The following is a 23,314-nucleotide window of genomic DNA, read 5'->3' on the forward strand; positions in this document are numbered from 1 at the left end:
TGCGGTGCTCGTTTTTTTCACGGCTTTTTTCACAGCATGACGGAGGCCCATCCATGGCGACCCCCATGACGCGCAAAGGCGCGGAACAACTCAAGCAAGAGCTGCATCGTCTCAAGACCATCGAACGACCGGCGGTGATCCAGGCGATCGCCGAGGCGCGTGCGCAAGGCGATCTTTCCGAAAATGCCGAATATGACGCGGCCCGAGACAAGCAGGGTTTCATCGAAGGGCGGATCGCCGACATCGAAGCCAAGCTAGGAACGGCGCAGATCATCGACCCGAGCGAACTGCAGGCCGATGGCCGCGTTGTGTTCGGCGCCACGGTCGAGTTGAGCGACGAATCCAGCGGCGACGAAATCACCTATCAGATCGTGGGCGACGATGAAGCCGATCTGAAGCAGGGGCGCATTTCCATCAACTCCCCCATCGCGCGGGCGCTGATCGGCAAGGAGTCGGGCGATGTCGCCCAGGTCGCCGCGCCGGGCGGCGTGCGCCACTACGAAATTCTGGCGGTTCACTACAAATGACGAGCCTGCGCACGCGCTGGTTTCTTGCTGCGCTCTGGCTGGGCGGCATGACGGCTGTCGGTCTCATCGGCGCGCCGACGGCATTCGCCACGGTGCCCGAGAAAATGATCGCCGCCGCCGTGGCCAGCCGCATGTTCTACATCATGGCGCTGGCCGCCATCGTCTTCGGCGTGCTGATCGCCTCGCTCGAACGCTTTGCCGAGAACAAGGCGATGTCGCCAGACCAACTGCTGCCGCTGGGGGGCGTGTTCTTTGCCGTCCTGGGTGAGTTCGGCGTGGTGCCCCGGCTGCTGCAGGCTGCCTACAGCCATTCACCGCAGGCGGGCATGTGGCACGGCATCGCCAGCCTGGTGTTCTCGCTGCAGGCGCTGTGCGTGGCCGCCTACGTCTGGCGTCTGCCCGCGCGACGTTTGGCGGGCTGAAGCGCTTTGCGCTTTGTGCGGGCGCTTCAGCGATGTGAGGATTTTTTCGCGCTGGTCAGACGTGGTTTGGCGCGCTTGACCTTGCCCGTGGCGGTCAGGCGTTGATTGCCCAGCAGGGTGACGCGTTTGACCTTGGCCCGGTGGGTGGGGCTGCTCGATGGCACCACCACCTTGACGGTTCGGGGCGACTTGCCGCGTTTGGTGTCCTGAATCTCTTCGTCAGAAATCTGTTTGGGCGCTTTCGGACGTGGCCGATACAGCACCAGCAGCTTGCCGATCGCCTGCACCGGGGCCGCTCCCAGAGCATCGCAAATGGTGTGTTGCATCGCCAGCCGAGCCGCGGCGTCGTCGCCGAAAACGCGCACCTTGATCAGTTCGTGGGCCTTGAGCGCAACGTCGATTTCCGCCAGATTGGCGGGGTTGAGCCCTTGCTCGCCGATCAGCACGACGGGTTTGAGCCCGTGTGCCTGGGCGCGCAGGCTGCTTCGGAAAGGCGGAGTGAGTTCCAATGTGGTCATGTTGCTTGTGTGCGGCGCGGGCAGCAGCACCGTATGTCAGTCTGGCCCTCTATTGTCCCTGAAGAACCCATGTCGAGTGCGAAGAAAAACAAGTTCAGCAAAGCCTGGCTGCAGGATCACCTCAACGATCCCTATGTGAAACTGGCGCAGCGCGAAGGCTATCGGGCCCGCGCCGCCTACAAGCTCAAGGAGATCGACGAGGCCGAGGGGCTGTTGCGCCCTGGGCAGATCGTGGTCGACCTGGGCAGCACGCCGGGCTCGTGGTCGCAGTACGCGCGCAACCGGCTGATGCGTGGCGGCGTGGTGCAGGGCACCATTCTTGCGCTGGATCTGTTGCCGATGGAACCGGTGCCCGACGTGCACTTTCTTCAGGGCGACTTTCGCGAGGAGGCCGTGGTCGGCCAGCTCGAGGCGCTGCTCGAAGGGCGCAAGGTCGATGTGGTGTTATCCGACATGGCGCCCAACCTCACCGGCATACCGTCGGCCGACGCGGCGAGAATCGAGCACTTGAGCGAACTGGCGCTCGACTTTGCCCAGCGGTGGCTACAGCCTCAGGGCGCCATGGTGATCAAGACCTTTCACGGCAGCTATTACAGCCAGATCGTGAAAGCGTTCAAACTCGTGTTTCAGCAGGTCAAGGCCGTCAAGCCGCAGGCTTCGCGCGACAAGTCCGCGGAAACCTTCCTTCTGGCTCGCACACTAAAAAGAGCTCCCGAATGAAGCGCTGACGTAGGGAGAGTGCAACGCAGAGTTGCTTTTTGTCAAATTCGATCGGATTGGCTAAATCAATAGCCCATTTTGTCGGATCGGTTTTCCACAATCGCCGCGCTCGCACTCTTGAAATGCCTAAAATGGGCTTCATGTCTGGCATCTGCGCTTGCTTTGCTTCGGGAGGTTGGTTTTGAATAATCAATGGTTTTCCAAAATTGCGATCTGGCTCGTGATCGGGCTCGTCCTGTTCACGGTCTTCAAGCAGTTCGACCGTCCCGAGCAGTCGGCGGATGCCGTGAGCTACACCCAGTTCATGCAGGACGCCAAGGCCGGCCGCATCAAGAAGGTCATCGTGCACCAGAGCGGCATTCTGGATGTCACGACCACCGAAGGGCGCCGCTTCAATCTCACTTCGCCCGGCGATCTGTGGATGGTCGGCGATCTGGTGAAAGACGGTGTCGAGGTCGTCGGCGCTCCCCGTCAGGAGCAATCGTTCCTGACGCAGATCTTCATTTCCTGGTTCCCCATGCTGCTGCTGATCGGCGTGTGGGTCTATTTCATGCGCCAGATGCAGGGCGGTGGGCGTGGCGGTGCCTTCAGCTTCGGCAAGTCCAAGGCCCGTCTGCTGGATGAATCGAGCAACAACGTGACCTTTGCCGACGTCGCCGGTTGCGACGAGGCCAAGGAAGACGTGAAGGAACTGGTGGACTTCCTCAAGGATCCCCAAAAATTCCAGAAACTCGGCGGCCGCATTCCGCGCGGCGTGCTGCTCGTCGGCCCGCCCGGTACCGGCAAGACGCTGCTGGCCAAGAGCATTGCAGGCGAAGCCAAGGTGCCGTTCTTCACCATTTCGGGTTCCGACTTCGTCGAGATGTTCGTCGGCGTCGGTGCGGCCCGTGTGCGCGACATGTTCGAGAACGCCAAGAAGCACGCGCCCTGCATCATCTTCGTCGATGAAATCGACGCCGTGGGTCGCCATCGCGGCGCAGGCCTGGGTGGTGGCAACGACGAACGCGAGCAGACCCTCAACCAGATGCTGGTCGAGATGGACGGCTTCGAGACCAATCTGGGCGTGATCGTGATTGCCGCGACCAACCGTCCCGACATTCTCGACCCGGCCCTGCTGCGCCCAGGTCGTTTCGACCGGCAGGTCTACGTCACCCTGCCCGATATCCGCGGCCGGGAGCAGATTCTCCAGGTCCACATGCGCAAGATTCCTGTCGGCACCGACATCCGTGCCGACATCCTGGCGCGCGGCACCCCGGGCTTCTCGGGCGCTGACCTGGCCAATCTGGTCAATGAAGCGGCCTTGTTCGCCGCCCGCCGCAGCGCGCGCGTGGTCGAAATGGAAGATTTCGAGCGTGCCAAGGACAAGATCATGATGGGCGCCGAGCGCAAGGGCATGGTCATGCCCGAGGAAGAGCGCCGCAATACCGCCTATCACGAGTCCGGTCACGCGCTGGTGGCCATGCTGCTGCCCAAGACCGATCCGGTGCACAAGGTCACCATCATTCCTCGTGGCCGTGCGCTGGGCGTCACCATGCAGTTGCCGGAGAACGATCGCTACAGCATGGATCGTGACCGCATGCTCAACATGATCTCGGTGCTTTTCGGCGGCCGCATCGCCGAGGAAGTCTTCATGAACCAGATGACGACCGGCGCCAGCAACGACTTCGAGCGCGCCACCCAACTGGCTCGTGACATGGTCACCCGCTACGGCATGACCGAGTCGCTCGGCCCCATGGTTTACGCGGAAAACGAAGGCGAGGTGTTCCTGGGCAGGTCCATCACCAAGACCACGCACGTCTCCGAGCAGACCATGCAGAAGGTCGATTCCGAAATCCGCCGCATCATCGACGAGCAGTACGCCCTGGCGCGCCGCCTGATCGAAGAAAACAAGGACAAGATGCACGCCATGGCGGCTGCCTTGCTCGAATGGGAAACCATCGACTCCGAGCAACTGGCCGACATCATGGCCGGACGCGAGCCCAGGCCGCCCAAGCTGCCGCCCAGCAGCGGGCCGACTTCGGCGCCCCGCACGCCTTCGGCCCCGGCGACGGGTTCGGCAACCGACGCTCCGTCGGCCACGGCGGCCTGAGAAGGCTTCTGAGTTGCGACGGCTCACATGGTTTGAGCCGAACCACGAGCAGTACACAGCCCGGTCCTCGACCGGGCTTTTTCATGGAGCGCGTTTTCATGGCAAGGCACTGGCAAGCCGGTCGATTCACTTTGTCTCTACAGCGGCCGCTGGTCATGGGCATCGTCAATGTCACGCCCGACTCCTTTTCCGACGGCGGGCAGCATGCGGACGCGCGCCAGGCCCTGCAACATGCACGGCTGCTGATCGACGAGGGGGCGGACATTCTGGACGTTGGCGGCGAGTCGTCACGGCCCGGTTCTCCGCGCCTGACGCACGCGCAGGAGTGGGCCCGGATCGGCCCGGTGCTCGAAGAAGTGGTGCGATGGAACGTGCCGGTGTCGGTCGATACCTATCAGCCCGAAACCATGCGGCGTGCGCTGGACCTCGGCGTGGACATCATCAACGACATCCATGCCCTGCAACGGCCCGGCGGCCTGGAGGCGGTTGCCGGTTCGACCGCGGGGGTCTGCCTGATGCACATGCAGGGCGACCCGGAGTCGATGCAGCAGTCGCCGCACTACGCCGACGTGCTGGCCGAAGTGCGCGATTTTTTGCTGGCGCGCGCCGCTGCGGCCGAGGCGGCTGGCATCGCACGGTCGAGAATCGCCCTCGATCCGGGGTTTGGATTTGGCAAGACGCTCGATCACAATCTGACCTTGGCGAAACGGCTGCCCGAGATCGCACAATCTGGTTACCCGCTGCTGATAGGGGTTTCGCGTAAATCCATGATCGGCGCCCTGACGGGGCGCGAGGTGTCGGCCCGCTTGGCCGGCAGCCTGGCGGCAGCGATGGTCTGCGTCGCAGGTGGCGCCGACATCGTGCGTGTGCATGATGTCGCGCCGACGGTGGATGCATTGAAAGTGTGGTGCGCCCTGGATCGTTGAGGCCGCGTGCCGCAGATGGACATCTCAACTTGGACGGAGCAAGCATGAGCAGAAAGTATTTCGGGACCGATGGGGTTCGTGGCCACGTGGGCAAGAGCCCGATCGTGCCGGAGTTCGGCATGCGCCTTGGGCATGCCGCGGGCAAGGTGTTGCGCAATCAGGGGGTGCAGAGGCCGACAGTGCTAATCGGCAAGGACACCCGCATTTCGGGCTACATGCTCGAAGCGGCGCTGGAATGCGGCTTCATCGCCGCCGGTTGCGATGTGGTGCTGGTGGGGCCGCTGCCGACGCCTGGTGTGGCCTACCTCACCCGCGCGCTAAGGCTCGATCTTGGGGTGGTGATCAGCGCCTCGCACAACCCGTTCGCCGATAACGGCATCAAATTCTTCTCGTCTGGCGGCAGCAAGCTGCCGGATGTCTGGGAGCTTGAAGTCGAAGCCACTTTGGCTGAGGCCGAGGGTTGCGTGCCCTCCGAGCAGCTCGGCAAAGCCCGGCGCCTCGACGATGCCGCGGGGCGCTACATCGAATTCTGCAAGAGCACCTTTCCGAATCACCTCACCCTCAAGGGGCTGCGTCTGGTGGTGGACTGCGCCCACGGCGCGGCCTATCACATCGCGCCCTCGGTGTTCCACGAGTTGGGTGCCGAAGTCATCTCCATCGGCGCGCATCCCGACGGGTTCAACATCAACAAAGACGTTGGCGCCACCGCACCCGACGCCCTGATCCGCGCGGTGCGGGCCAACCATGCCGATTACGGCATCGCACTCGACGGCGATGCCGACCGGCTGCAACTCGTCGATCGCCACGGACGCCTGTTCAACGGCGATGAACTGCTCTATCTGCTGGCCATGGATCGCAAGCCCGCAGGTGTGGTGGGCACGCTGATGACCAATATGGCCGTTGAGAAGGCGCTGCAGCAGCAGGGTATGGAATTCGTGCGCGCCGCGGTGGGCGACCGCTATGTGCTCGAGGAACTGCTGGCCCGAGGCTGGCAACTCGGTGGCGAGGGCTCGGGTCACATGCTGTTGCTCGATCGGCACACAACCGGAGACGGCATCGTCGCCGCCTTGCAGATGCTCGAACTGGTGGTGCGCACGGGCCGCAGCCTGGGCGAACAACTGCAGGCGGTACAGCTTTTTTCCCAGACACTGCTCAACGTCAAGCTGCCTCAGGGCCTCGACTGGAAGAACCACGCCGGTTTTGCCCAGGCTCGCGCCGCAGCAGAGGCGCAGATCAACGGCAGTGGTCGCGTGCTCATCCGTCCCTCCGGTACCGAACCGGTGCTGCGCATCATGGTCGAGCATGCCGAGCAGGAACAGGGCGCGCGCGTGGCCTCCGCGCTCAAGGCGGCGTTGCTCGAGTGAGGCCCAGGGTGACCCGGTAAAGCAGCGCAAGGCCTTGATTTTTCAGGGTCATGTTGTGACAGTCGTAACAAGACATACGTATCACGGAGTTGTCATATTGGGCGTCTGAAATGCCGTCCAGCCCTCGCCGTCAGTGCGGGGAATGTCCCTTCGGAGAAATACGATGTCCCTGAATCTGTCCCGTCGCACCCAGCTCAAGGCCGGTCTGGCTGTTGCTGGTCTGACCCTCGCCTCTGGTCTGTTCGCGCTGCCCGCCCAAGCCTCCCAGATCACCCTGCTGGAAACCGGCTCCACACTGCTCTACCCGCTGTTCAACCTCTGGGTGCCCGACTACACCAAGGCCCACCCCGATGTGAAGATCACCACCCAGGGCACCGGCAGCGGCACTGGCATCGCCGAAGCGATTTCCGGCGTGGCGCAGATCGGCGCATCCGACGCCTACATGGCCGATGCGCAGATCAAGCAGAACCCCAGCATCGTCAACATTCCCCTGGCCATCTCCGCCCAGACCATCAACTACAACGTGCCCGGTCTGAACAACAAGCACCTCAAGCTCGACGGGCCGGTGCTGGCCGGCATCTACGACGGCAGCATCAAGAACTGGGACGACGCCGCCATCAAGGCGCTGAACCCCGGCGTCAAGCTGCCCAATCACACCATCGTGCCCATCCACCGCACCGACGGCAGTGGCGATACCTTCATCTTCAGCCAGTACCTCTCGTTCTCCACGCCCAAGTGGAATGACAGCGTCGGCTTCGGCACGTCCATCTCCTGGCCTGCGGTGCAGGGCGGGGTGGGTGCCAACGGCAACCCCGGCATGGTGCAGGCCTGCCAGCAGACGCCTTACTCGGTCGCCTACATCGGCGTGAGCTTCCACAAGGAAATCGCCAAGGCCGGCCTGGGCACCGCGATGATCAAGAACAAGGCTGGTCACTTCCTCCTGCCGACCGCCAAGACGGTGAGTGCGGCGGCCTCGGGCCTGATCGCCAAGACACCGGCCGATGAGCGTTTGAGCCTGGTGTTCTCCGACGGAGCCGACTCTTATCCCATCATCAATTACGAATACGCCATCGTCAACACCAAGCAGGCCAACCCCGAAACCGCCAAGGCCATCCGCGAGTTTCTCGGCTGGGCGGTGGAAACCAAGGGCGGCAACGCGGCCAAGTATCTTGAACAAGTGCGCTTCATCGCCCTGCCTGCGCGCATTCAGGAACTGAGCAAGGCGCAGATCGCCAAGATCCAGTAACACTGACCGTAAACCGCACCGTCCGGGCCGCCCTTGGGGCTGCCCGGGCGCGTGTTTTTCTCCTCCTCGAATTCTTCCAGCCATGCGCGTGTTCCGTCCCGGACTGCTTGCCGTCTCCACTCTGATTCCGCTTGCGCTGATGGCGATCGTGGTGTTTCTGACGGCCTACTCATGGCCCGCGATCCAGTTCAACGGACTGCACTTTCTGACCACGGAAACCTGGAACCTCGGCAACCTGTATTCCAACCCGGTCAAGCGCTACGGCTTTGAAGTGCCTATCGGCGCGACCTACGGCATCTGGGTGTTCATCGTCGGCACCCTGGCGAGTTCGGCGATTGCGCTGCTGCTGGCCGTGCCCGTGGGCATCGGCGTGGCGCTGTTTCTGAACGACTACGCGCCGCATGCGCTGCGCGGCGCCTTCTCCCAGATCGTCGAGTTGCTGGCCATGGTGCCCAGCGTGGTTTACGGCCTTTGGGGACTGGAGGTGCTGGCGCCGCTGGTGCTCACCCATATTGCACCCCTGCTGGAGCGCGTGCTGGGCTTCATTCCGTTCTTCTCCGGGGCGGCCACCAGCGGTTTCGGCCTGCTGACCGCGGGTCTGGTTCTTGCGCTGATGGTGCTGCCGGTCATCACCAGCACCTTGGTCGAGGCGCTCAAACGGGTGCCACGCGAAATGCGTGAATCGAGTTTCGCGCTGGGCGCTACCCGGGCCGAAGTGCTGCTGCACATCTTGCTGCCCGCCGTGCGCGTGCCGCTGATCGGCGCGGTCATTCTGGCGCTGGGCCGGGCGCTGGGGGAAACCATGGCGGTGCTCATGGTTAGCGGCGGCGCGCTCAACTATCTGCCAGACACCCTTTATAGCCCCATCACCAGCATGGCGGCGTTCATCGCTTCCCAACTCGACAGCGCCTTGCAGGACCCTAGCGGAATGGCCGTTCGCTCGCTGGCGGAAATTGCCCTGGTGCTGCTCATCATCGCAGTCATCGTCAATGTCATCGCTCGCCTCCTCACAAACCGCATCGCCGTCCATCGTGTCTGAGCGGGTCAGCCGTCGGCAACGCAAGCGCCGGGTGTTCAACGGCGTGTTCGCGGCGCTGTGCGTCCTGGCATTCGCCGTGGTGGTGGTGCCGCTTGCCGACCTGTTGTGGATGACTCTGTCCAAGGGAAGCGCGGCACTGTCGATCGGCCTGTTCACCCAGGTGACCAACGGTATCAGCGGCGGGCTGCTCAATGCCATCGAAGGCTCGCTGGTGCTTAGCGGCGGTGCGCTGCTGCTCGCCGCGCCCATCGGCGTGCTCAGCGGCATCTATCTGGCGGAATATGGCCACGGGCGTTGGGGCAGGGTGGTGCGCTTCCTATCCGATGTGCTGACCGGTGTGCCCTCCATCGTGCTGGGGTACTTCGCCTACGTCACCCTGGTGGTGGGCATGGGCTGGCAGTTTTCGGCGCTGGCCGGGGCCATCACCCTGGCCATCATGGTCATGCCCTACATCGCCCGCTTCACCGAATTGTCCATGCGACAGAACCCGGCCAGCCTGCGCGAAGCCGCGTATGCGCTGGGCTGCAAGGAACATCAGGTGGTGATGCGCGTGCTGCTGCCCTCGGCGCGCGCCGGGGTGCTCACGGGCGTGCTGTTCGCGCTGGCGATTTCGGTGGGTGAAACCGCGCCGCTGATCTACACCGCGGGCTGGTCGAACTATCTGTGGAATGGCAAATTGACGCAGGAACCCATCGGCTATCTCACCTATGTGATCTGGAGCTTCATCAACCAGCCGTTCGCCTCGGCGCACGCGCTGGCCTACGCCGCAGCGTTTCTGGTGGTGGGTATCGTGCTGGCGATCAATCTGGTGGCGCGCCTGTTCCTGCTGAAGAAACGGGTTTCTTGAGCCGATTAGTGCATTCCCGTGAATGACACGAAAATGTCATATTCGTGTCTTAAAGTGTCGGTCGCTGCCTCACACGGGCATGTTGCTTTGCGCCGTTCATACCGTTCAACACAGGGAGTTCACTCAATGAAAATTATCGTCAAGAGCCTGCTGGCTTCGGCCCTTCTGGCCGCTACTTACAGCGCCAATGCGCTCGAAATTTCGGGCGCCGGTGCCACGTTTCCCCAGCCCGTCTATGAAAAGTGGGCCTACGAGTTCAACAAGGCCGGCATGGGCAAGGTGAACTATCAGGGCGTGGGCTCTGGCGCCGGCATCAAGCAGATCAAGGCCAAAACCGTCGATTTCGGCGCTTCCGACATGCCGCTGACCGATGAAGAGCTGGCCAAGGACGGCCTGATCCAGTTTCCGACCGTTATGGGCGGCGTGGTGCCCGTGGTCAACATCGCCGGGATCAAGTCCAACGAGATGAAGCTCACCGGTGCGGTGCTGGCCGACATCTACATGGGCAAGATCACCAAGTGGAACGATCCCGCCATCGCCAAGCTCAACCCTGGCGTGAAGCTGCCTGATGCGCAGATCGCCGTGGTGCGTCGTGCTGACGCTTCGGGCACCACGTTCATCTTCTCGAACTACCTGTCTAAGACCAACCCCGAGTGGGCCGAGAAGTACAAGTTCGGCACCACCGTCAACTGGCCCGTCGGCACGGGCGGCAAGGGCAACCCCGGCGTGGCCGGCTTCGTGACGCAACTGCCGAACTCCATCGGCTATGTGGAATACGCCTACGCCAAGCAGAACCCCAAGCTCGACGTGGTCGATCTGGTGAACAAGGCTGGCAAGACGGTCAAGCCTTCGATCGACGCCTTCAAGGCTGCCGCCGCTGGCGCCGATTGGAGCAAGACCTTCTATCAAGTGCTGACCGACCAGCCGGGCGACGCCTCCTGGCCGATCACCAACGCCACCTACATCCTGGTGCACAAGACAGCCGACAAGCCTGAGCAGACTGCCGACGTGTTCAAGTTCTTCCAGTGGGCCTACAAGGATGGCGACAAGGCAGCTGAAGGTCTGGATTACATCCCCATGCCTGCTGCTGTGAAGGAAGCGATCTACAAGGAGTGGGGTTCGGTGAAGTCGGCCTCCGGCCAGCAGGTCTGGAAGTAATCGAGCCTGAAGCGGTAAATCCCTCGCAATGATCGCATGGCCTGTGCCCCGATCATTGCGGGATGCCACAGGCCCGCACGGAGCGTTCCGTGCGGGCCAGTTTGATTGAAGGATTTACAGTCATGGCTGCGAGCTATTCCACAACTTCCATGAACGCAAGGTCCAAGGTGCTCATCGGCGATCCCGGCGCAGGGCAGAAGCGCAAACACAACCCTCTGGGCGATCTGCTGTTTTCCGGCGCGGCCCGTCTTGCGGCCATCGTCACGCTGGCCACGCTGGTCGGCATCATCATCTCTCTGTTCATCGGCGCCTGGCCTGCGATCAAGGCCACGGGCCTGGGTTTTTTCACCAGTTCGACCTGGGATCCGACGAGCGATCAGTTCGGCGGGTTCTCCATGATTTACGGCACGTTGATCACCTCGATCATCGCCTTGCTGATCGCGGTGCCCGTGAGCTTCGGCATCGCGCTGTTCCTCACTGAACTCTCCCCCATCTGGCTGCGGCGTCCTCTGGCCACCGCCATCGAGTTGCTCGCCGCCATTCCATCCATCGTTTACGGCATGTGGGGCCTGCTGGTTTTCGCGCCGCTGCTGGCCCAGTATGTGCAGACGCCGCTGCAGAACCTGTTCGGCAATGTGCCTGGCGTCGGCTTCCTGTTCCAGGGCGCGCCGGTGGGCATCGGCCTGCTGTCGGCCGGGGTGATCCTGGCCATCATGATCATTCCCTTCATCGCGTCGGTGATGAAGGATGTGTTCGAGATCACTCCGCCCATGCTCAAGGAATCGGCCTACGGCATCGGCTGCACGACCTGGGAAGTGGTGCGCAATGTGGTGCTGCCCTATACCAAGGCTGGCGTCATCGGCGGCATCATGCTGGGGTTGGGGCGCGCCCTGGGCGAGACCATGGCGGTGACCTTCATCGTGGGCAATACCAGCGCGTTCAGCTCCTCGCTGTTTGCACCGGCCAACACCATCACCTCGGTGCTCGCCAATGAATTCGCCGAGGCCGGGCCTCTGCATCAATCAGCCCTGTTCTACCTCGGACTGGTGCTGTTCTTCATCACCTTTGTTGTGCTGGCGCTGTCCAAGCTGCTGCTGGCGCAACTGGCCAAAGGCGAAGGAACCCGCTCATGAACGCAACGACTCTGGGCCAGACGGCCAAGGGCGACTTCCGCCAGCGTTACTTCGCGCGCCGCAAAACGACCAATATCGTCGTGCTGACCCTCTCGCTGGCGGCCATGGCCTTCGGCATGGTCTGGCTGCTCTGGATTCTGTTTTCCGTGCTGCAACTCGGCCTTAGCGGTCTGAGCGTGGCGACGTTCACGCAGATGACGCCGCCGCCGATGACCGAGGGCGGTCTGCTCAACGCCATTTACGGCTCGCTCGCCATGACCGCCGTGGGCACGCTGCTGGGCACGCCCCTGGGCATCATGGCCGGGGTCTATCTGTCGGAATATGGCGGACGGGGCTGGCTGGCGCAGGTGACTCGCTTCATCAACGACATTCTGCTGGCGGCGCCTTCCATCATCATCGGCCTGTTTGTCTATGCGCTGATCGTGGCCAACACCAAGACCTTCTCGGGCTGGGCGGGCTCGGTGGCGCTGGCGCTGCTGGTCGTGCCGGTGGTGGTGCGCACCACCGAAGACATGCTGCGGCTGGTGCCGGGTTCGCTGCGCGAAGCCGCCTATGCACTGGGCACGCCGAAGTGGAAGGTGATCTCCGCCGTCATCCTGCGCTCGGCGCGGGCAGGGGTGCTCACCGGCATCATGCTCGCCGTGGCGCGCATTGCCGGTGAAACCGCGCCCCTGCTGTTCACCGCGCTGAACAACCAGTTCTTCAACATGGGGCTGTCGCAACCCATGGCCAACCTGCCGGTGACCATCTACAACTACGCGATGAGCCCCTATAGCAACTGGCAGAGCTTGGCCTGGGCCGGGGTGCTGATCATTACCTTCGGCGTGCTGGTCATCAACGTGACCGCACGCATCCTGATTCGTCAAAAACACTGAGAGGCCCAACATGAGCGCTGTCGCTGAAACCCCTCAGGCTCCGGCCTGCATGACGGTCAAGAACCTGGACTTCTATTACGGCAAGTTCAAGGCGATCAAGAACGTCAACATGGAGATTGCCAAGAACAAGGTCACGGCCTTCATCGGGCCGTCGGGCTGTGGCAAATCCACCCTGCTGCGCATTTTCAACCGCATGTTCGAGCTCTACCCCGAGCAGCGGGCCGAGGGCGAAATTCTGCTCGATGGTCAGAACATTCTGACGAGCAAGGAAGACGTGGCTTTGGTACGCGCCAAGATCGGCATGGTGTTCCAGAAGCCCACGCCGTTTCCGATGTCGATCTACGACAACATCGCCTTCGGCATCAAGCTGTACGAGAAGCTGCCCAAGTCGGAGCTCGACGACCGCGTGGAATGGGCGCTGACCAAGACCGCGCTGTGGGGCGAGGTGAAAGACAAGCTGCAGCAAAGCGGCATGAGCCTGTCGGGCGGGCAGCAGCAGCGGCTGTGTATCGCTCGTGGCGTGGCGATCAAGCCCGAGGTGCTGCTGCTCGACGAGCCGACCTCCGCGCTCGATCCCATCTCCACGGCCAAGGTGGAGGAACTGGTGATCGAGCTCAAGCGCGATTACACCGTGGCTATCGTGACCCATAATATGCAGCAGGCCGCGCGCGTGTCAGACTACACGGCTTATATGTACCTGGGCGAGCTCATCGAGTTCGGTGAGACCAATCAGATCTTCCTCAAGCCCAAAAAGCAGGAAACCGAGGACTACATCACCGGCCGCTTTGGCTGATCGGAGAGCACATCATGGAAAAGCAGCATCTGTCGTCGCAGTTCGACGCTGAAATCAACGCCGTTTCCACCCGCGTGCTCGAGATGGGCGGGCAGGTCGAATCGCAGCTCGCGCAGGCCATCTACGCGCTGCGCCACCTCGACATCGAGGCCGCGCGCAACGTGCTGCAGGTGGAAAAACGCGTGAACCAGATGGAAGTCGACATCGACGGCGACATCGCCCAAATCATCGCCAAGCGCCAGCCCACGGCACGCGACCTGCGCCTGCTGATGGCCATCTCCAAGACCATCGCCAATCTGGAACGCGCTGGTGACGAAGCCTCACGCATCGCCCGAATGGCACGCGACATCGTCGAGTCGGGCTCGTCGGTGGCCATCGGCATCTCCGATCTGCAGCACGCCTCGGATCTGGCGATCGATCAGCTGCGCAAATCGCTCGACGCCTTCGCGCGTCTCGATGAAAAGGCCGCTGTCGACATCGTCGAGACCGACCGCAGCATCGACGACGAGTTCGACGGCTTCACCCGCAAGGTCATCACCTATGTGATGGAAGACCCACGTGCCATCTCCACCATGCTCGACATGATGTTCGTGGCCAAGGCCATCGAGCGCATCGGCGACCATGCGAAGAGCATTGCCGAAGCCGTCATCTATATCGTGCGCGGCACCGATGTGCGTCACAACAAGGAAGCCTTCCGCGAGGTCGCCGGCTCGCTCTGACCCCGGCCCCGGCCTCTTGCGCTTCCCTCTCCAGGGCATTGAACCATGAGCTTATCGAGCAACATCCTCATCGTCGAAGACGAGCCCGCGATTGCCGAATTGCTGTCCATGAATCTGCAGCATGCCGGACATTGCCCGATTCGCGCCGGCAGCGCAGAAGAGGCCTTGCGCGTCATCCGTGACGTGCTGCCCGATGTGTTGCTGATCGACTGGATGCTGCCCGGCATGTCGGGCGTGGCGCTGGCCCGCGCGCTGCGCGCGGATGCGCGCACCAAGGCCATCCCCATCATTCTGCTCACAGCCCGCAGCGAAGAGAGCGACAAGGTGCAGGGGCTGGACGCGGGGGCCGACGATTACATCACCAAGCCCTTCTCGCCCAAGGAACTGCTGGCGCGCATCCGCTCGGTGCTGCGCCGCCGGGCACCTCAACTCACCGATGAACTGGTGCAGGTCGGGGGGCTGTCGGTCGATCCGTCGAGCCGTCGTGCGATGTTCAAAAAGCCCGGCGGCGATGCGGTCGAAATCCGCCTGGGCCCCACCGAGTTCAAGCTGCTGCACTATCTCATGGCCCACCCCGAGCGGGTGCACAGCCGTGGCGCGCTGCTCGACAAGGTCTGGGGCGACCATGTCTTCATCGAAGAGCGCACCGTGGATGTCCACATCAAGCGCCTGCGCGAGGCTCTGGCGCCGGTGCAGTGCGCCGAGATGGTGGAGACCGTGCGCGGCGCCGGCTATCGTTTCACGGCGCAGACACGGGCCGTGCAGGCGTCGGCGGCCTGAGAGTCGGATCTGCGACTTGCCGAAAGCCGCTAGAACGGGTCCAAAGTGTGATTCATTATTGCTTCCGCTGCGAGCCTGATGGGCAGAACTGACGGCCGTAGCGGGCAGCGTTTTCCGAGAGCCGCTCTTGTGGCGCGGCATCCATGATTTCCATTGTCTGGCGCGTTTCCACCATCCTGCTCCTAGCCCTGCTGGCCGCAGGCGTGGGTGCGTTGATCGACGGGTATCCAGGCGCAGCCGTTGCGGCGCTGTTGGTGCTCATTGGCGTGGTGGTGCGCGACTCGCTGGCGCTGTCACGATTGATCCGCTGGCTCAGAGCGCCGGAGGTCTCGGCTGTACCCAAGGGCTCGGGGGCGTGGGGCGAAGTGTTTTACCGCGCTTCGCGACAGTTGCGCTTGTGGACGGGGCGCCTGAATCACGAGGAGTCGAAACTGCATCGGTTCATCGAGGCGCTGCAGGTTTCGCCCAACGGGGTGATGCTGCTCGATCAGAACAATCAGATCGACTGGTGCAACGCCACCGCGGCGCTGCACTTCGGCCTCGATGTCCAGCGCGATCTTCGCCAGCATGCCGTACACCTGATCCGCAACCCGGAATTCGTCGCCTATCTGCAGGCCGGGCATTTTCACGAGCCTCTGCACATGCACCGATCCGGCGCCCGCACGCAGTTCACGCTCAGTGTGCAGATCTTTCCCTATGGCGATCAACAGAAACTGCTGCTGTCGCAGGACATCACCCAGTTGGAGCGCACCGAGGCGATGCGGCGCGACTTCGTCGCCAATGTCTCGCATGAAATCAAGACACCGCTCACCGTGTTGGGCGGTTTTGTCGAAACCCTGCGCGACGTGCCGATGGATGAGGCTCACCGCCTGAGAGTGCTGGACATGATGCTGACGCAGTCTGACCGCATGCGGCATCTGGTGGACGATCTGCTGGTGCTGGCCAGGCTGGAGGGCGATCCGTATCCGCCGCCCGAGGATGTCATCGACATGAAGTCGATGATGGCGCAATACCAGAACGAGGCTCAGGCGCTGTCCAACGGCCGACACCAGATCAGGTTGGAAGTGAGCACCGACTCCCGGGTGCGCGGCAGCCCGCAGGAGCTGCATTCGGCGCTGTCCAATTTGGTGAGCAATGCCGTGCGCTATACGCCCGACGGGGGCTCCATCACCCTGGCATGGGATGCGGTCTTCGTCGACGGTCAGCCGAGTTACGCCGAGTTCAGCGTGACGGATACCGGCATCGGCATCGCGGCAGAGCATATCCCGCGCCTGACCGAGCGCTTCTACCGAGTGGATCGCGGACGTTCGCGTGCTTCGGGCGGCACCGGGCTTGGTCTGGCCATCGCCAAACACGTGCTGCTGCGCCATCAGGCCGAACTGCTGGTTCACAGCACGCCGGGCAAGGGCAGCCGCTTCGTGGTGCGCTTTCCCGCCGCGCGCGTGGTGCCGTCCGATGCGGCGCATGCCGCAAGCGTCGTCGAGGACAAGCGCGAAGCGGCCTGATCGACCCGGCGGGCGCAACGGCCGCTTTCAGGCTGCCGCTATTGCTTGCGCTCCAGCCGCGAGTGCATCAACACCTGATGGCAGCTCAGTCGGCTGCGCGAGCCGCGCGGACGGTGGTAGTTGCCGTCGCTGTCCATCTCCCAGGCATTGCCCGGATGCTGCCACTGCACGCGCAGGCCTTCGCGGATGACCTGGGCCTTGATCTTGTTGTCGAGCAGCGGTACGGCGATTTCGACCCGGCGCAGCAGATTGCGCTCCATCCAGTCGGCCGAGGAAATATAGACCTCGGCTTCGCCGCCGTTGTGGAAGTAGAACACCCGTGAATGTTCGAGGAATCGGCCTATGGTCGAGCGCACCCGGATGTTGTCGGACAGTCCCTCGACGCCAGGGCGCAGCATGCACGCGCCACGTACCAGCAGCCGGATCTCCACTCCGGCCTGCGAGGCGGCGTAGAGCGCCTCGATGACCGTGGGTTCGAGCAGAGCGTTGACTCGTGCCCAGACGCGCGCCGGCTTGCCGCTGCGGGCATGGTCGGCCTCGCGGGCGATGGCGGCCAGCACATTGGCGTGCAGGGTGAAGGGCGACTGCCACAACCGTTTGAGCTCCTGCACCTGGCTGGAGCCCGTGATCTGCAGGAACACGCGGCGTGCGTCTTCGCAGATTTCGGGGTTGGCCGTCATGAGGCCGAAGTCGGTATAGAGCCGCGCGGTGCGGGCGTGGTAGTTGCCCGTGCCGAGGTGCGCGTACATGCGCAGCATCTTGCGACCGCTGTCCTCGGCGGTTTCGCGTCTGACGATGAGCAGCATCTTGGCGTGGCACTTGAAGCCGACCACGCCGAAGACCACGTGCGCGCCTGCGGCTTCCAGCCGCGACGACCAGTTGATATTCGTCTCCTCGTCCAGCCGGGCCATCAGTTCCAGTACCACGGTGACTTCCTTGCCGTTGCGCGCCGCCTCGATCAGGGCGTCCATCAGTTCGGAGTTGCCGCCGGTGCGGTAGATGGTCTGCTTGATGGCGACCACCGAAGGATCGCGCGCGGCCGTCTTCACCAGATCGACCACGGGCGCGAAGGCATCGTAAGGGTGGTGCAGCAACAGATCGCGCTCGCGGATGCGGTCGAAGATTTCGGCGTCGACCCCCGGCCAGTTTCGAGGAAGGGCGGGCAGGTAGGGGCTGAACAGCAGTTGCGGCTCGTTGACCTGATCGAGGATTTCCTGCAGCCGTACCAGATTCACCGGGCCATCGACGCGGTAACAGTCTTGCGGCAGGATATTGTTTTCGCGCAGCAGACGCTCGATCACCTCGTGCGGACAGTCGGCGGCGACTTCGAGCCGCACCGCATCGCCGAAATGCCGGGCGCGCAGTTCGCCCTGCAGGGCAGCACGCAGATTGGTGATGTCGTCGTCGTCGATGAACAGCTCGCTGTTGCGCGTGACGCGAAACTGATGCACGCCGCGCACCTCCAGTCCCGGAAACAGTTGCCCGGCGAAAGCCTGCATGCACGAGGACAGCAGCATGAAGCCGTAGCGCGCGTCGCACAACTCCGGCGGCATGGGCACGATGCGCGGCAGCGTGCGCGGGGTCTGCACCACGCCCAGCTCGATATTGCGGCCGAAGGCGTCAGTACCTTCGAGCTGCACGGCGAACACCAGATTCTTGTTGATGACGCGGGGGAAGGGGTGCGCTGGGTCGAGGCCGATGGGCGTGAGCAGGGGCGAGACCTCGGTCTCGAAATAATGCTGCGCCCAGGCGCGCTGCGCCTCGGTCCAGTCGGGCAGGCGATACAGGCGGATGCCCTGTTTGTCGAGCGCGGGCAGCACGGCCTGCTGCAGCACGCGGTACTGGTCGGCAATCAGGGCGTGCGCCCGTACGGAGATCTCGGCCAGCGCGTCGCTGACCTGCATGCCGTCGGGCGTGCGCGAGCCCGGATCGGCTTCCAGCATGTCTTGCAGCGTGGCGACGCGGGTCTCGAAGAACTCGTCCATATTGCTCGACACGATGCTGAGAAAACGCAGCCGTTCGAGCAGGGGGTTGGTGTCGTCCAGCGCCTGAAACAGCACGCGGCGATTGAATTCGAGGGTGCCCAGCTCACGGTTGAGCAGGCGGGGGGCGATGTCGGTTTGGGACATGAAGATAGGAACGGAAAGCCAGACGGCATTTTGCCAGCGCCGCGACAAATCCGAGCGAGAATGACAGCATCCGATGAATTCTTGATGACAAGCTTCAACAAGTCGTCATCAAACTGACGTTCAATGCGCCTATGCCCACTTTGATGAACCAGCATCTCGCCGCGGTCGATCTCGGCTCGAACAGTTTCCGCATGCTCATCGGCAGAGCACAGGACAGCGCCGCGGGGGTGCAGATCTACGCCATCGACTCGCTGCGCGAGCCTGTGCGTCTGGCCGCAGGGCTCGACGACAAGAAATACCTCTCCGAAGCAGCGCAGCAGATCGCGCTGCAAACGCTGCAGCGCTTTGGCGAGCGCCTGCGCCAGTTTCATCCCGACCGCGTTCGCGCCGTGGCCACCAACACGGTGCGCGTGGCCAAGAATGCGCCGCAGTTCCTGCAACGCGCGCAGGCGGCACTGGGCTTTCCGATCGAGGTCATTGCCGGGCGGGAGGAGGCGCGGCTGGTCTATATCGGCGCGGCGCATTCGGTCTCGGTGGTGCAGGGCAAGCGGCTGGTGGTCGACATCGGCGGCGGCTCCACCGAATTCATCATCGGCCAGGGCTATGAACCGGGCATGATGGAGTCGCTCTACATCGGCTGCGTGTCGATGAGCCAGCGGTTCTTCCCCGGCAATCAGGTCGACGAAACCACCATGCGCGCGGCCGAGATCGCGGCCCGCAAGGAGATCCAGATCATCGCCGCCGATTTCAAGCGCAACGGCTGGAATCATGCCGTGGGGTCGAGCGGTACGGCGCGTGCGCTCGCCGACATGATCGCTGGCAGTGGCTTGAACCCGCCCGACCAGCCGGGCGACATCACCCTGCAGGGCTTGCGCGAACTGCGCCGGGCTTTCGTGCGGGCCGGCAACCTCAACAAGTTGCGCATGGAGGGTCTCAAGCCCGACCGCGTGCCGGTGGCCGCCGGCGGGCTGGCCATCATGCTGGGCGTCTTCGAGGAGCTGGGCATCCAGCACATGGAAGTCACCGATGCAGCGCTGCGCCTGGGCGTGCTCTACGACCTGCTCGGGCGCGAGCAATCGCAGGACATGCGCGAGGTCACGGCGCTGCAATTCATCCAGCGCTACGGCGCCGATCCGCAGCAGGCGCAGCGCGTGAGCGAATTGGCGCTGCAGCTCTACAGGCAACTGCGCCCGGATGCCTCGGAAGGGGAACAGCGCCTGCTGCGCTGGGCAGGGCAACTGCACGAGATCGGCTTGTCCATTTCGCACAGCGCGTATCACAAGCACTCGGCCTACATCGCCGCCAATGCCGACATGCCGGGGTTCTCGCGCGGCGAGCAGGCTGCGCTGGCGCAGCTGGTGCTGGCGCATACCGGCAAGCTCAAAAAACTCAGCGCCACCGATCTGGAAAGTCTCGATCTCGACGCCGTCATGGCGCTGCGGCTGGCCGTCATCCTGGCGCGCAATCGCACCGCGGTCGACCTCGACGGCCTGCGACTGCGCTACCACCCCACGGGCGTGAGCCTGCCGGGGCTGCGCCCCGCGCTCGACATCGTCGCGCCCGAGCCTTGGCTGAAAGCCAACCCGCTGACCGAATATAGCCTGCGCCAGGAGGCGGCCGAATGGGCGCGGCTGAACTGGAACGTCGCGTTACACAGTCTGACTTGATGGTCTAGCGGGCGCAGCCTATGGTTTGTACCGACGCCTTACCAGCGGTACAGGACGGTTCAAGGAGCCCATGATGCACATCATCCTGACACGACATGGTGAGGTCGAAGGCATCCGCCCCGAGCGGTTTCGCGGGCGCATGGAACTCGAACTCACCGCGCACGGACGCCAGCAGGCCAAGGCCGTGGCGCATCGCATAGCGGCCGAATTCGCGCCGCAAGCCGTCTACACCAGCCCGATGGGGCGCTGCCGCGATACCGGCGCCGAAATCGCGTCGGCCTGCGGCCTGAGCGCACAGGTGCTCGAAGGCGTGAATGATCTCGACTACGGCGCCTGGCAATGGAAAACCCACGACGAAGTGCAGTCGTCGCACCCGCAGGACTACGCGCTGTGGAAAGCCGCGTCGCAGTGGGTGCGTTTTCCCGACGGTGAATCGCTGCAGGATCTGGCATTGCGAACGGCCGACGCGCTGCGCACCCTGATGCAGCGGCATGCCGATCACACGGTGGTGCTGGTCGGGCATGACAGCGTCAACCGCGCCTTGCTGTTGCAAGCGCTCGATCTGCCACTCTCGGCTTATTGGCGCATCACCCAACATCCGTGCTGCCTCAACAGGTTCGAGGTGGACGCGCACGGCAAGGTGGTACTGCATTGTGTCAACGACACGTCGCATTTGAGGGAACTCGCATGAACGCTGACGCCGACCCACAATGCCCGTTCTGCCGGGAGATGCCCCGGGTTCTGCACAACGAGTTGGCCTTCGCGGTGTATGACCGAACCCCCGTCAATCCGGGGCACATGCTGCTGATTCCGTTTCGCCATGTGGCTGACTGGTTCGACTGTACGGAGCAGGAACAGCAGGCGCTGCTCGCCCTGGCCGCGGTTGGCCGAGACCGGCTGCAGCGCGAACGCCAGCCCGACGGCTTCAACCTCGGGGTGAACTGTGGACCCGCCGCAGGACAAAGCATTTTCCATGTGCATCTGCATTTGATTCCGCGCTATCGCGGCGATATGGCCGACCCGCTGGGCGGGGTGCGCGGGGTCATTCCGGCTCGGCAGAAGTACTGAGCCCGGCCCTGGGGGGCTCAGTAGCAGGACGACAGAGTCGGGACACTTGCATTTCGATGCAACTGAGCGTCGGCGTTTCATTGACCCTGCGGCTTTCGTGGCCTAAATTAAAAAACATCAAACGGCGATGGAGTTCGCCGTTCAAATGCCTCTGAGGGCTTGCCCCGGGCTGATGACTCCTACCCGTCTTCATGCTGGCCCCTGGTTTTTTCAAGGGGCTGCGACCGTAGCGAGAAAACCGGATGTCATCAGTCCTGTCGATTCCTCTTGTCTTGCCCTTTCCGCAAGACCGCGCCCCTGTCTTCCAGGCCGTGCGCACTCATCCCTCAAAGCCCCGCACGCTTGTTCAAGGCGTTGGCCCCCTCATGCCCACTCAACTTTGAAAGGAGTTCAGCATGTCCTCGATCCCTTCTTCGCTTCTCGGTCAGGTCGATGCGCGTCTGTCGCATCTTCCCTTGCCTTGCAGTGTCGTCTTGCCGGGCGGTCAACGTGTCGGCCCGAGCCATGCGCAGGTTGAAATGCGGCTGAGGGACAAGCGGGCGCTGTGGCACATCACCACGGGGCAGATCGGCAAGCTGGCCGAAGATTACGTGGAGGGCCTGGTGGACATCTTCGGCAGCCTGCGCGATCTCATGCGTATCGCGCCAGTGCTGCTCGACGACGACCCGCGCAACGAGCCCTCGGCCGCCACCGCGCGCATCTGGCATCAGTTGCGCCGCACCCTGTGGGAACACTCGCACCATTCACGCGAGAAAGACGCCGCGCAGATCCAGAGCCACTACGACGTCTCCGACGACTTCTATGCGCTCTGGCTCGACCCGCGCCGGGTGTACTCATGCGCCTACTTCGCCCAGCCTTCCATGACCCTGGCGCAGGCACAGGAGGCCAAGCTTGACCACATCTGCACCAAGCTCATGCTCAAGCCGGGCGAGAGGTTCATCGACATCGGCGCGGGTTGGGGCGGGCTGCTGCTCTGGGCCGCAGAGCACTACGGCGTGGACGCCACGGGCATCACCCTGTCGAAGAACCAATACAACCATGTGAACCGGCTGATCGCCGAGAAAGGGCTGCAGGGCAGGGTGCGCATGCTGTTGCAGGATTACCGCGACGTCGATGAGTCTCAGCCTTTCGACAAGGTGGCCTCGGTGGGCATGTGCGAGCACGTGGGCCGTCCCAATCTGCCGCTGTATTTCAGCAAGATCCGCCGCCTGCTCAAGCCGGGCGGACTGGTGATGAACCACGGCATCACCGCCGGGGGAGTTGACAACAGCCAGCTCGCCGGCGGCATGGGCGACTTCATCGAAAAATACATTTTCCCCGGCGGCCAGCTTGTCCATATCAGCGTGATGGCCGACACCATGGCCCGCGGCGGTCTGGAGCCCTTGGACATGGAATGCCTGCGGCCGCATTACGCCAAGACCCTGTGGTACTGGGTGGACGCGCTCGAAGGCCACATCGACGAAGCCCGTCGCGTGTTGGGCGACAAGGCCGAAAAGACGCTGCGCGCCTACCGCCTTTACCTCGCAGGCTCGGCCATGGGCTTCGAGCAGGGATGGATTTCGCTGTTTCAGATGTTGGGCAGCCGTCCCGATGGCGTGGTGGAAGAACGGGTGGACTGCAGCCAGACCTTGCGTGCGCGGCAGTGCGAGTACCCGTTCACGCGCGGCTATATGTACGAGGCAAAGGGGCAGCCCATGTCGGGTGAGGTGGCGGCAGACCTCGGTTCACCCAAGAGCGCTCCGCGTCAGACCGAAACCGTTTGAGCGCATGGCCTCGGGCGCAGCCCGAT

The 23,314-nt window shown here is 63.3% G+C and carries 22 protein-coding genes and 1 riboswitch; of the genes, 20 read left to right on the plus strand and 2 right to left on the minus strand.

Features of this window, described 5'->3' with window-relative positions; translation table 11 throughout:
- The first annotated feature begins 53 nt into the window (after nt 1-53).
- On the plus strand, nt 54-527 hold the full coding sequence (gene greA / locus ASC45_RS12840) for a transcription elongation factor GreA (RefSeq protein ID WP_055451437.1): 474 nt from the start codon (nt 54-56) through the stop codon (nt 525-527).
- On the plus strand, nt 524-949 hold the full coding sequence (locus ASC45_RS12845) for a DUF4149 domain-containing protein (RefSeq protein ID WP_055451438.1): 426 nt from the start codon (nt 524-526) through the stop codon (nt 947-949). The genes greA and ASC45_RS12845 overlap by 4 nt, the downstream gene beginning before the upstream one ends.
- A gap of 26 nt (nt 950-975) precedes the next feature.
- Here ASC45_RS12845 and ASC45_RS12850 read toward each other — a convergent pair whose 3' ends face one another.
- A complete protein-coding gene (locus ASC45_RS12850) occupies nt 976-1,467 on the minus strand; it encodes a YhbY family RNA-binding protein (protein WP_055451546.1) in 492 nt (163 codons plus the stop codon).
- 69 nt (nt 1,468-1,536) lie between these two features.
- On the opposite strand from ASC45_RS12850, the gene ASC45_RS12855 reads away from it, so the two are divergent.
- The 14 genes from ASC45_RS12855 (at nt 1,537) to phoR (ending at nt 16,661) form a co-directional block, all read left to right on the plus strand.
- Nucleotides 1,537-2,187: an RlmE family RNA methyltransferase gene (locus ASC45_RS12855; RefSeq protein WP_055451439.1), complete on the plus strand. Its 651-nt coding sequence runs from the start codon at nt 1,537-1,539 to the stop codon at nt 2,185-2,187.
- A 181-nt stretch (nt 2,188-2,368) separates the two neighbouring features.
- On the plus strand, nt 2,369-4,276 hold the full coding sequence (ftsH, locus tag ASC45_RS12860; protein ID WP_055451440.1) for an ATP-dependent zinc metalloprotease FtsH: 1,908 nt from the start codon (nt 2,369-2,371) through the stop codon (nt 4,274-4,276).
- Between the two features lie 98 nt (nt 4,277-4,374).
- Nucleotides 4,375-5,202 carry a dihydropteroate synthase gene (gene folP, locus ASC45_RS12865; protein ID WP_055451547.1) on the plus strand — a complete coding sequence of 276 codons (828 nt, stop codon included), beginning with the start codon at nt 4,375-4,377 and terminating at the stop codon, nt 5,200-5,202.
- Between the two features lie 44 nt (nt 5,203-5,246).
- Nucleotides 5,247-6,566: a phosphoglucosamine mutase gene (gene glmM / locus ASC45_RS12870; RefSeq protein ID WP_055451441.1), complete on the plus strand. Its 1,320-nt coding sequence runs from the start codon at nt 5,247-5,249 to the stop codon at nt 6,564-6,566.
- Between the two features lie 163 nt (nt 6,567-6,729).
- A complete protein-coding gene (gene pstS / locus ASC45_RS12875; RefSeq protein WP_082454410.1) occupies nt 6,730-7,812 on the plus strand; it encodes a phosphate ABC transporter substrate-binding protein PstS in 1,083 nt (360 codons plus the stop codon).
- A gap of 82 nt (nt 7,813-7,894) precedes the next feature.
- Nucleotides 7,895-8,851 (plus strand): phosphate ABC transporter permease subunit PstC, encoded by a 957-nt coding sequence (pstC, locus tag ASC45_RS12880; protein WP_055451443.1) that lies wholly within the window; start codon nt 7,895-7,897, stop codon nt 8,849-8,851.
- A complete protein-coding gene (gene pstA, locus ASC45_RS12885) occupies nt 8,844-9,698 on the plus strand; it encodes a phosphate ABC transporter permease PstA (protein ID WP_211263365.1) in 855 nt (284 codons plus the stop codon). The genes pstC (ASC45_RS12880) and pstA (ASC45_RS12885) overlap by 8 nt, the downstream gene beginning before the upstream one ends.
- A 126-nt stretch (nt 9,699-9,824) precedes the next feature.
- Entirely contained in the window at nt 9,825-10,856 is a 1,032-nt protein-coding gene (gene pstS, locus ASC45_RS12890; protein ID WP_055451445.1) for a phosphate ABC transporter substrate-binding protein PstS, read from the plus strand.
- Nucleotides 10,857-11,005: 149 nt separating this feature from the next.
- Entirely contained in the window at nt 11,006-11,989 is a 984-nt protein-coding gene (gene pstC / locus ASC45_RS12895; protein ID WP_055451446.1) for a phosphate ABC transporter permease subunit PstC, read from the plus strand.
- Nucleotides 11,986-12,864, plus strand: coding sequence for a phosphate ABC transporter permease PstA (gene pstA, locus ASC45_RS12900; RefSeq protein ID WP_055451447.1), 879 nt, complete (start codon nt 11,986-11,988; stop codon nt 12,862-12,864). Before pstC (ASC45_RS12895) ends, pstA (ASC45_RS12900) begins: the two co-directional genes overlap by 4 nt.
- 10 nt (nt 12,865-12,874) lie before the next feature.
- On the plus strand, nt 12,875-13,657 hold the full coding sequence (pstB, locus tag ASC45_RS12905; protein ID WP_055451448.1) for a phosphate ABC transporter ATP-binding protein PstB: 783 nt from the start codon (nt 12,875-12,877) through the stop codon (nt 13,655-13,657).
- A 14-nt stretch (nt 13,658-13,671) separates the two neighbouring features.
- Nucleotides 13,672-14,376 carry a phosphate signaling complex protein PhoU gene (phoU, locus tag ASC45_RS12910; protein WP_055451449.1) on the plus strand — a complete coding sequence of 235 codons (705 nt, stop codon included), beginning with the start codon at nt 13,672-13,674 and terminating at the stop codon, nt 14,374-14,376.
- Between the two features lie 45 nt (nt 14,377-14,421).
- Nucleotides 14,422-15,156, plus strand: coding sequence for a phosphate regulon transcriptional regulator PhoB (gene phoB, locus ASC45_RS12915; protein WP_055451450.1), 735 nt, complete (start codon nt 14,422-14,424; stop codon nt 15,154-15,156).
- A 143-nt stretch (nt 15,157-15,299) separates the two neighbouring features.
- Nucleotides 15,300-16,661 carry a phosphate regulon sensor histidine kinase PhoR gene (phoR, locus tag ASC45_RS12920; protein WP_055451451.1) on the plus strand — a complete coding sequence of 454 codons (1,362 nt, stop codon included), beginning with the start codon at nt 15,300-15,302 and terminating at the stop codon, nt 16,659-16,661.
- Nucleotides 16,662-16,699: 38 nt separating this feature from the next.
- Here phoR and ppk1 read toward each other — a convergent pair whose 3' ends face one another.
- Nucleotides 16,700-18,790, minus strand: a complete 2,091-nt coding sequence (ppk1, locus tag ASC45_RS12925) for a polyphosphate kinase 1 (RefSeq protein ID WP_055451452.1) — start codon at nt 18,788-18,790, stop codon at nt 16,700-16,702.
- A 131-nt stretch (nt 18,791-18,921) separates the two neighbouring features.
- Here ppk1 and ppx point away from each other — a divergent pair, with 131 nt between their 5' ends.
- From ppx to ASC45_RS12945, 4 genes are all read left to right on the plus strand, one after another.
- Entirely contained in the window at nt 18,922-20,457 is a 1,536-nt protein-coding gene (ppx, locus tag ASC45_RS12930) for an exopolyphosphatase (protein ID WP_055451453.1), read from the plus strand.
- A 73-nt stretch (nt 20,458-20,530) separates the two neighbouring features.
- Nucleotides 20,531-21,148 carry a histidine phosphatase family protein gene (locus tag ASC45_RS12935; RefSeq protein WP_055451548.1) on the plus strand — a complete coding sequence of 206 codons (618 nt, stop codon included), beginning with the start codon at nt 20,531-20,533 and terminating at the stop codon, nt 21,146-21,148.
- Complete coding sequence (locus ASC45_RS12940) at nt 21,145-21,525, plus strand: HIT family protein (RefSeq protein ID WP_055451454.1); 381 nt, start codon at nt 21,145-21,147, stop codon at nt 21,523-21,525. The genes ASC45_RS12935 and ASC45_RS12940 overlap by 4 nt, the downstream gene beginning before the upstream one ends.
- Nucleotides 21,526-21,639: 114 nt before the next feature.
- Nucleotides 21,640-21,714, plus strand: a riboswitch (Fluoride riboswitch).
- Nucleotides 21,715-21,920: 206 nt separating this feature from the next.
- Nucleotides 21,921-23,288 (plus strand): class I SAM-dependent methyltransferase, encoded by a 1,368-nt coding sequence (locus tag ASC45_RS12945; protein WP_055451455.1) that lies wholly within the window; start codon nt 21,921-21,923, stop codon nt 23,286-23,288.
- The last annotated feature ends 26 nt before the right edge of the window (nt 23,289-23,314 follow it).

The organism is Thiomonas bhubaneswarensis, assembly GCF_001418255.1.
Lineage (GTDB): Bacteria > Pseudomonadota > Gammaproteobacteria > Burkholderiales > Burkholderiaceae_C > Thiomonas > Thiomonas bhubaneswarensis.

Excerpts from the sequence above, each read along its gene's own strand:
- greA (WP_055451437.1), top strand. The coding sequence starts at position 54 with ATGGCGACCCCCATGACGCGCAAAGGCGCGGAACAACTCAAGCAAGAG.
- ASC45_RS12845 (WP_055451438.1), top strand. The coding sequence starts at position 524 with ATGACGAGCCTGCGCACGCGCTGGTTTCTTGCTGCGCTCTGGCTGGGC.
- ASC45_RS12850 (WP_055451546.1), bottom strand. The coding sequence starts at position 1,467 with ATGACCACATTGGAACTCACTCCGCCTTTCCGAAGCAGCCTGCGCGCC.
- ASC45_RS12855 (WP_055451439.1), top strand. The coding sequence starts at position 1,537 with ATGTCGAGTGCGAAGAAAAACAAGTTCAGCAAAGCCTGGCTGCAGGAT.
- folP (WP_055451547.1), top strand. The coding sequence starts at position 4,375 with ATGGCAAGGCACTGGCAAGCCGGTCGATTCACTTTGTCTCTACAGCGG.
- glmM (WP_055451441.1), top strand. The coding sequence starts at position 5,247 with ATGAGCAGAAAGTATTTCGGGACCGATGGGGTTCGTGGCCACGTGGGC.
- pstS (WP_082454410.1), top strand. The coding sequence starts at position 6,730 with ATGTCCCTGAATCTGTCCCGTCGCACCCAGCTCAAGGCCGGTCTGGCT.
- pstC (WP_055451443.1), top strand. The coding sequence starts at position 7,895 with ATGCGCGTGTTCCGTCCCGGACTGCTTGCCGTCTCCACTCTGATTCCG.
- pstS (WP_055451445.1), top strand. The coding sequence starts at position 9,825 with ATGAAAATTATCGTCAAGAGCCTGCTGGCTTCGGCCCTTCTGGCCGCT.
- pstC (WP_055451446.1), top strand. The coding sequence starts at position 11,006 with ATGAACGCAAGGTCCAAGGTGCTCATCGGCGATCCCGGCGCAGGGCAG.
- pstA (WP_055451447.1), top strand. The coding sequence starts at position 11,986 with ATGAACGCAACGACTCTGGGCCAGACGGCCAAGGGCGACTTCCGCCAG.
- pstB (WP_055451448.1), top strand. The coding sequence starts at position 12,875 with ATGAGCGCTGTCGCTGAAACCCCTCAGGCTCCGGCCTGCATGACGGTC.
- phoU (WP_055451449.1), top strand. The coding sequence starts at position 13,672 with ATGGAAAAGCAGCATCTGTCGTCGCAGTTCGACGCTGAAATCAACGCC.
- phoB (WP_055451450.1), top strand. The coding sequence starts at position 14,422 with ATGAGCTTATCGAGCAACATCCTCATCGTCGAAGACGAGCCCGCGATT.
- phoR (WP_055451451.1), top strand. The coding sequence starts at position 15,300 with ATGATTTCCATTGTCTGGCGCGTTTCCACCATCCTGCTCCTAGCCCTG.
- ppk1 (WP_055451452.1), bottom strand. The coding sequence starts at position 18,790 with ATGTCCCAAACCGACATCGCCCCCCGCCTGCTCAACCGTGAGCTGGGC.
- ppx (WP_055451453.1), top strand. The coding sequence starts at position 18,922 with ATGCCCACTTTGATGAACCAGCATCTCGCCGCGGTCGATCTCGGCTCG.
- ASC45_RS12935 (WP_055451548.1), top strand. The coding sequence starts at position 20,531 with ATGCACATCATCCTGACACGACATGGTGAGGTCGAAGGCATCCGCCCC.
- ASC45_RS12940 (WP_055451454.1), top strand. The coding sequence starts at position 21,145 with ATGAACGCTGACGCCGACCCACAATGCCCGTTCTGCCGGGAGATGCCC.
- ASC45_RS12945 (WP_055451455.1), top strand. The coding sequence starts at position 21,921 with ATGTCCTCGATCCCTTCTTCGCTTCTCGGTCAGGTCGATGCGCGTCTG.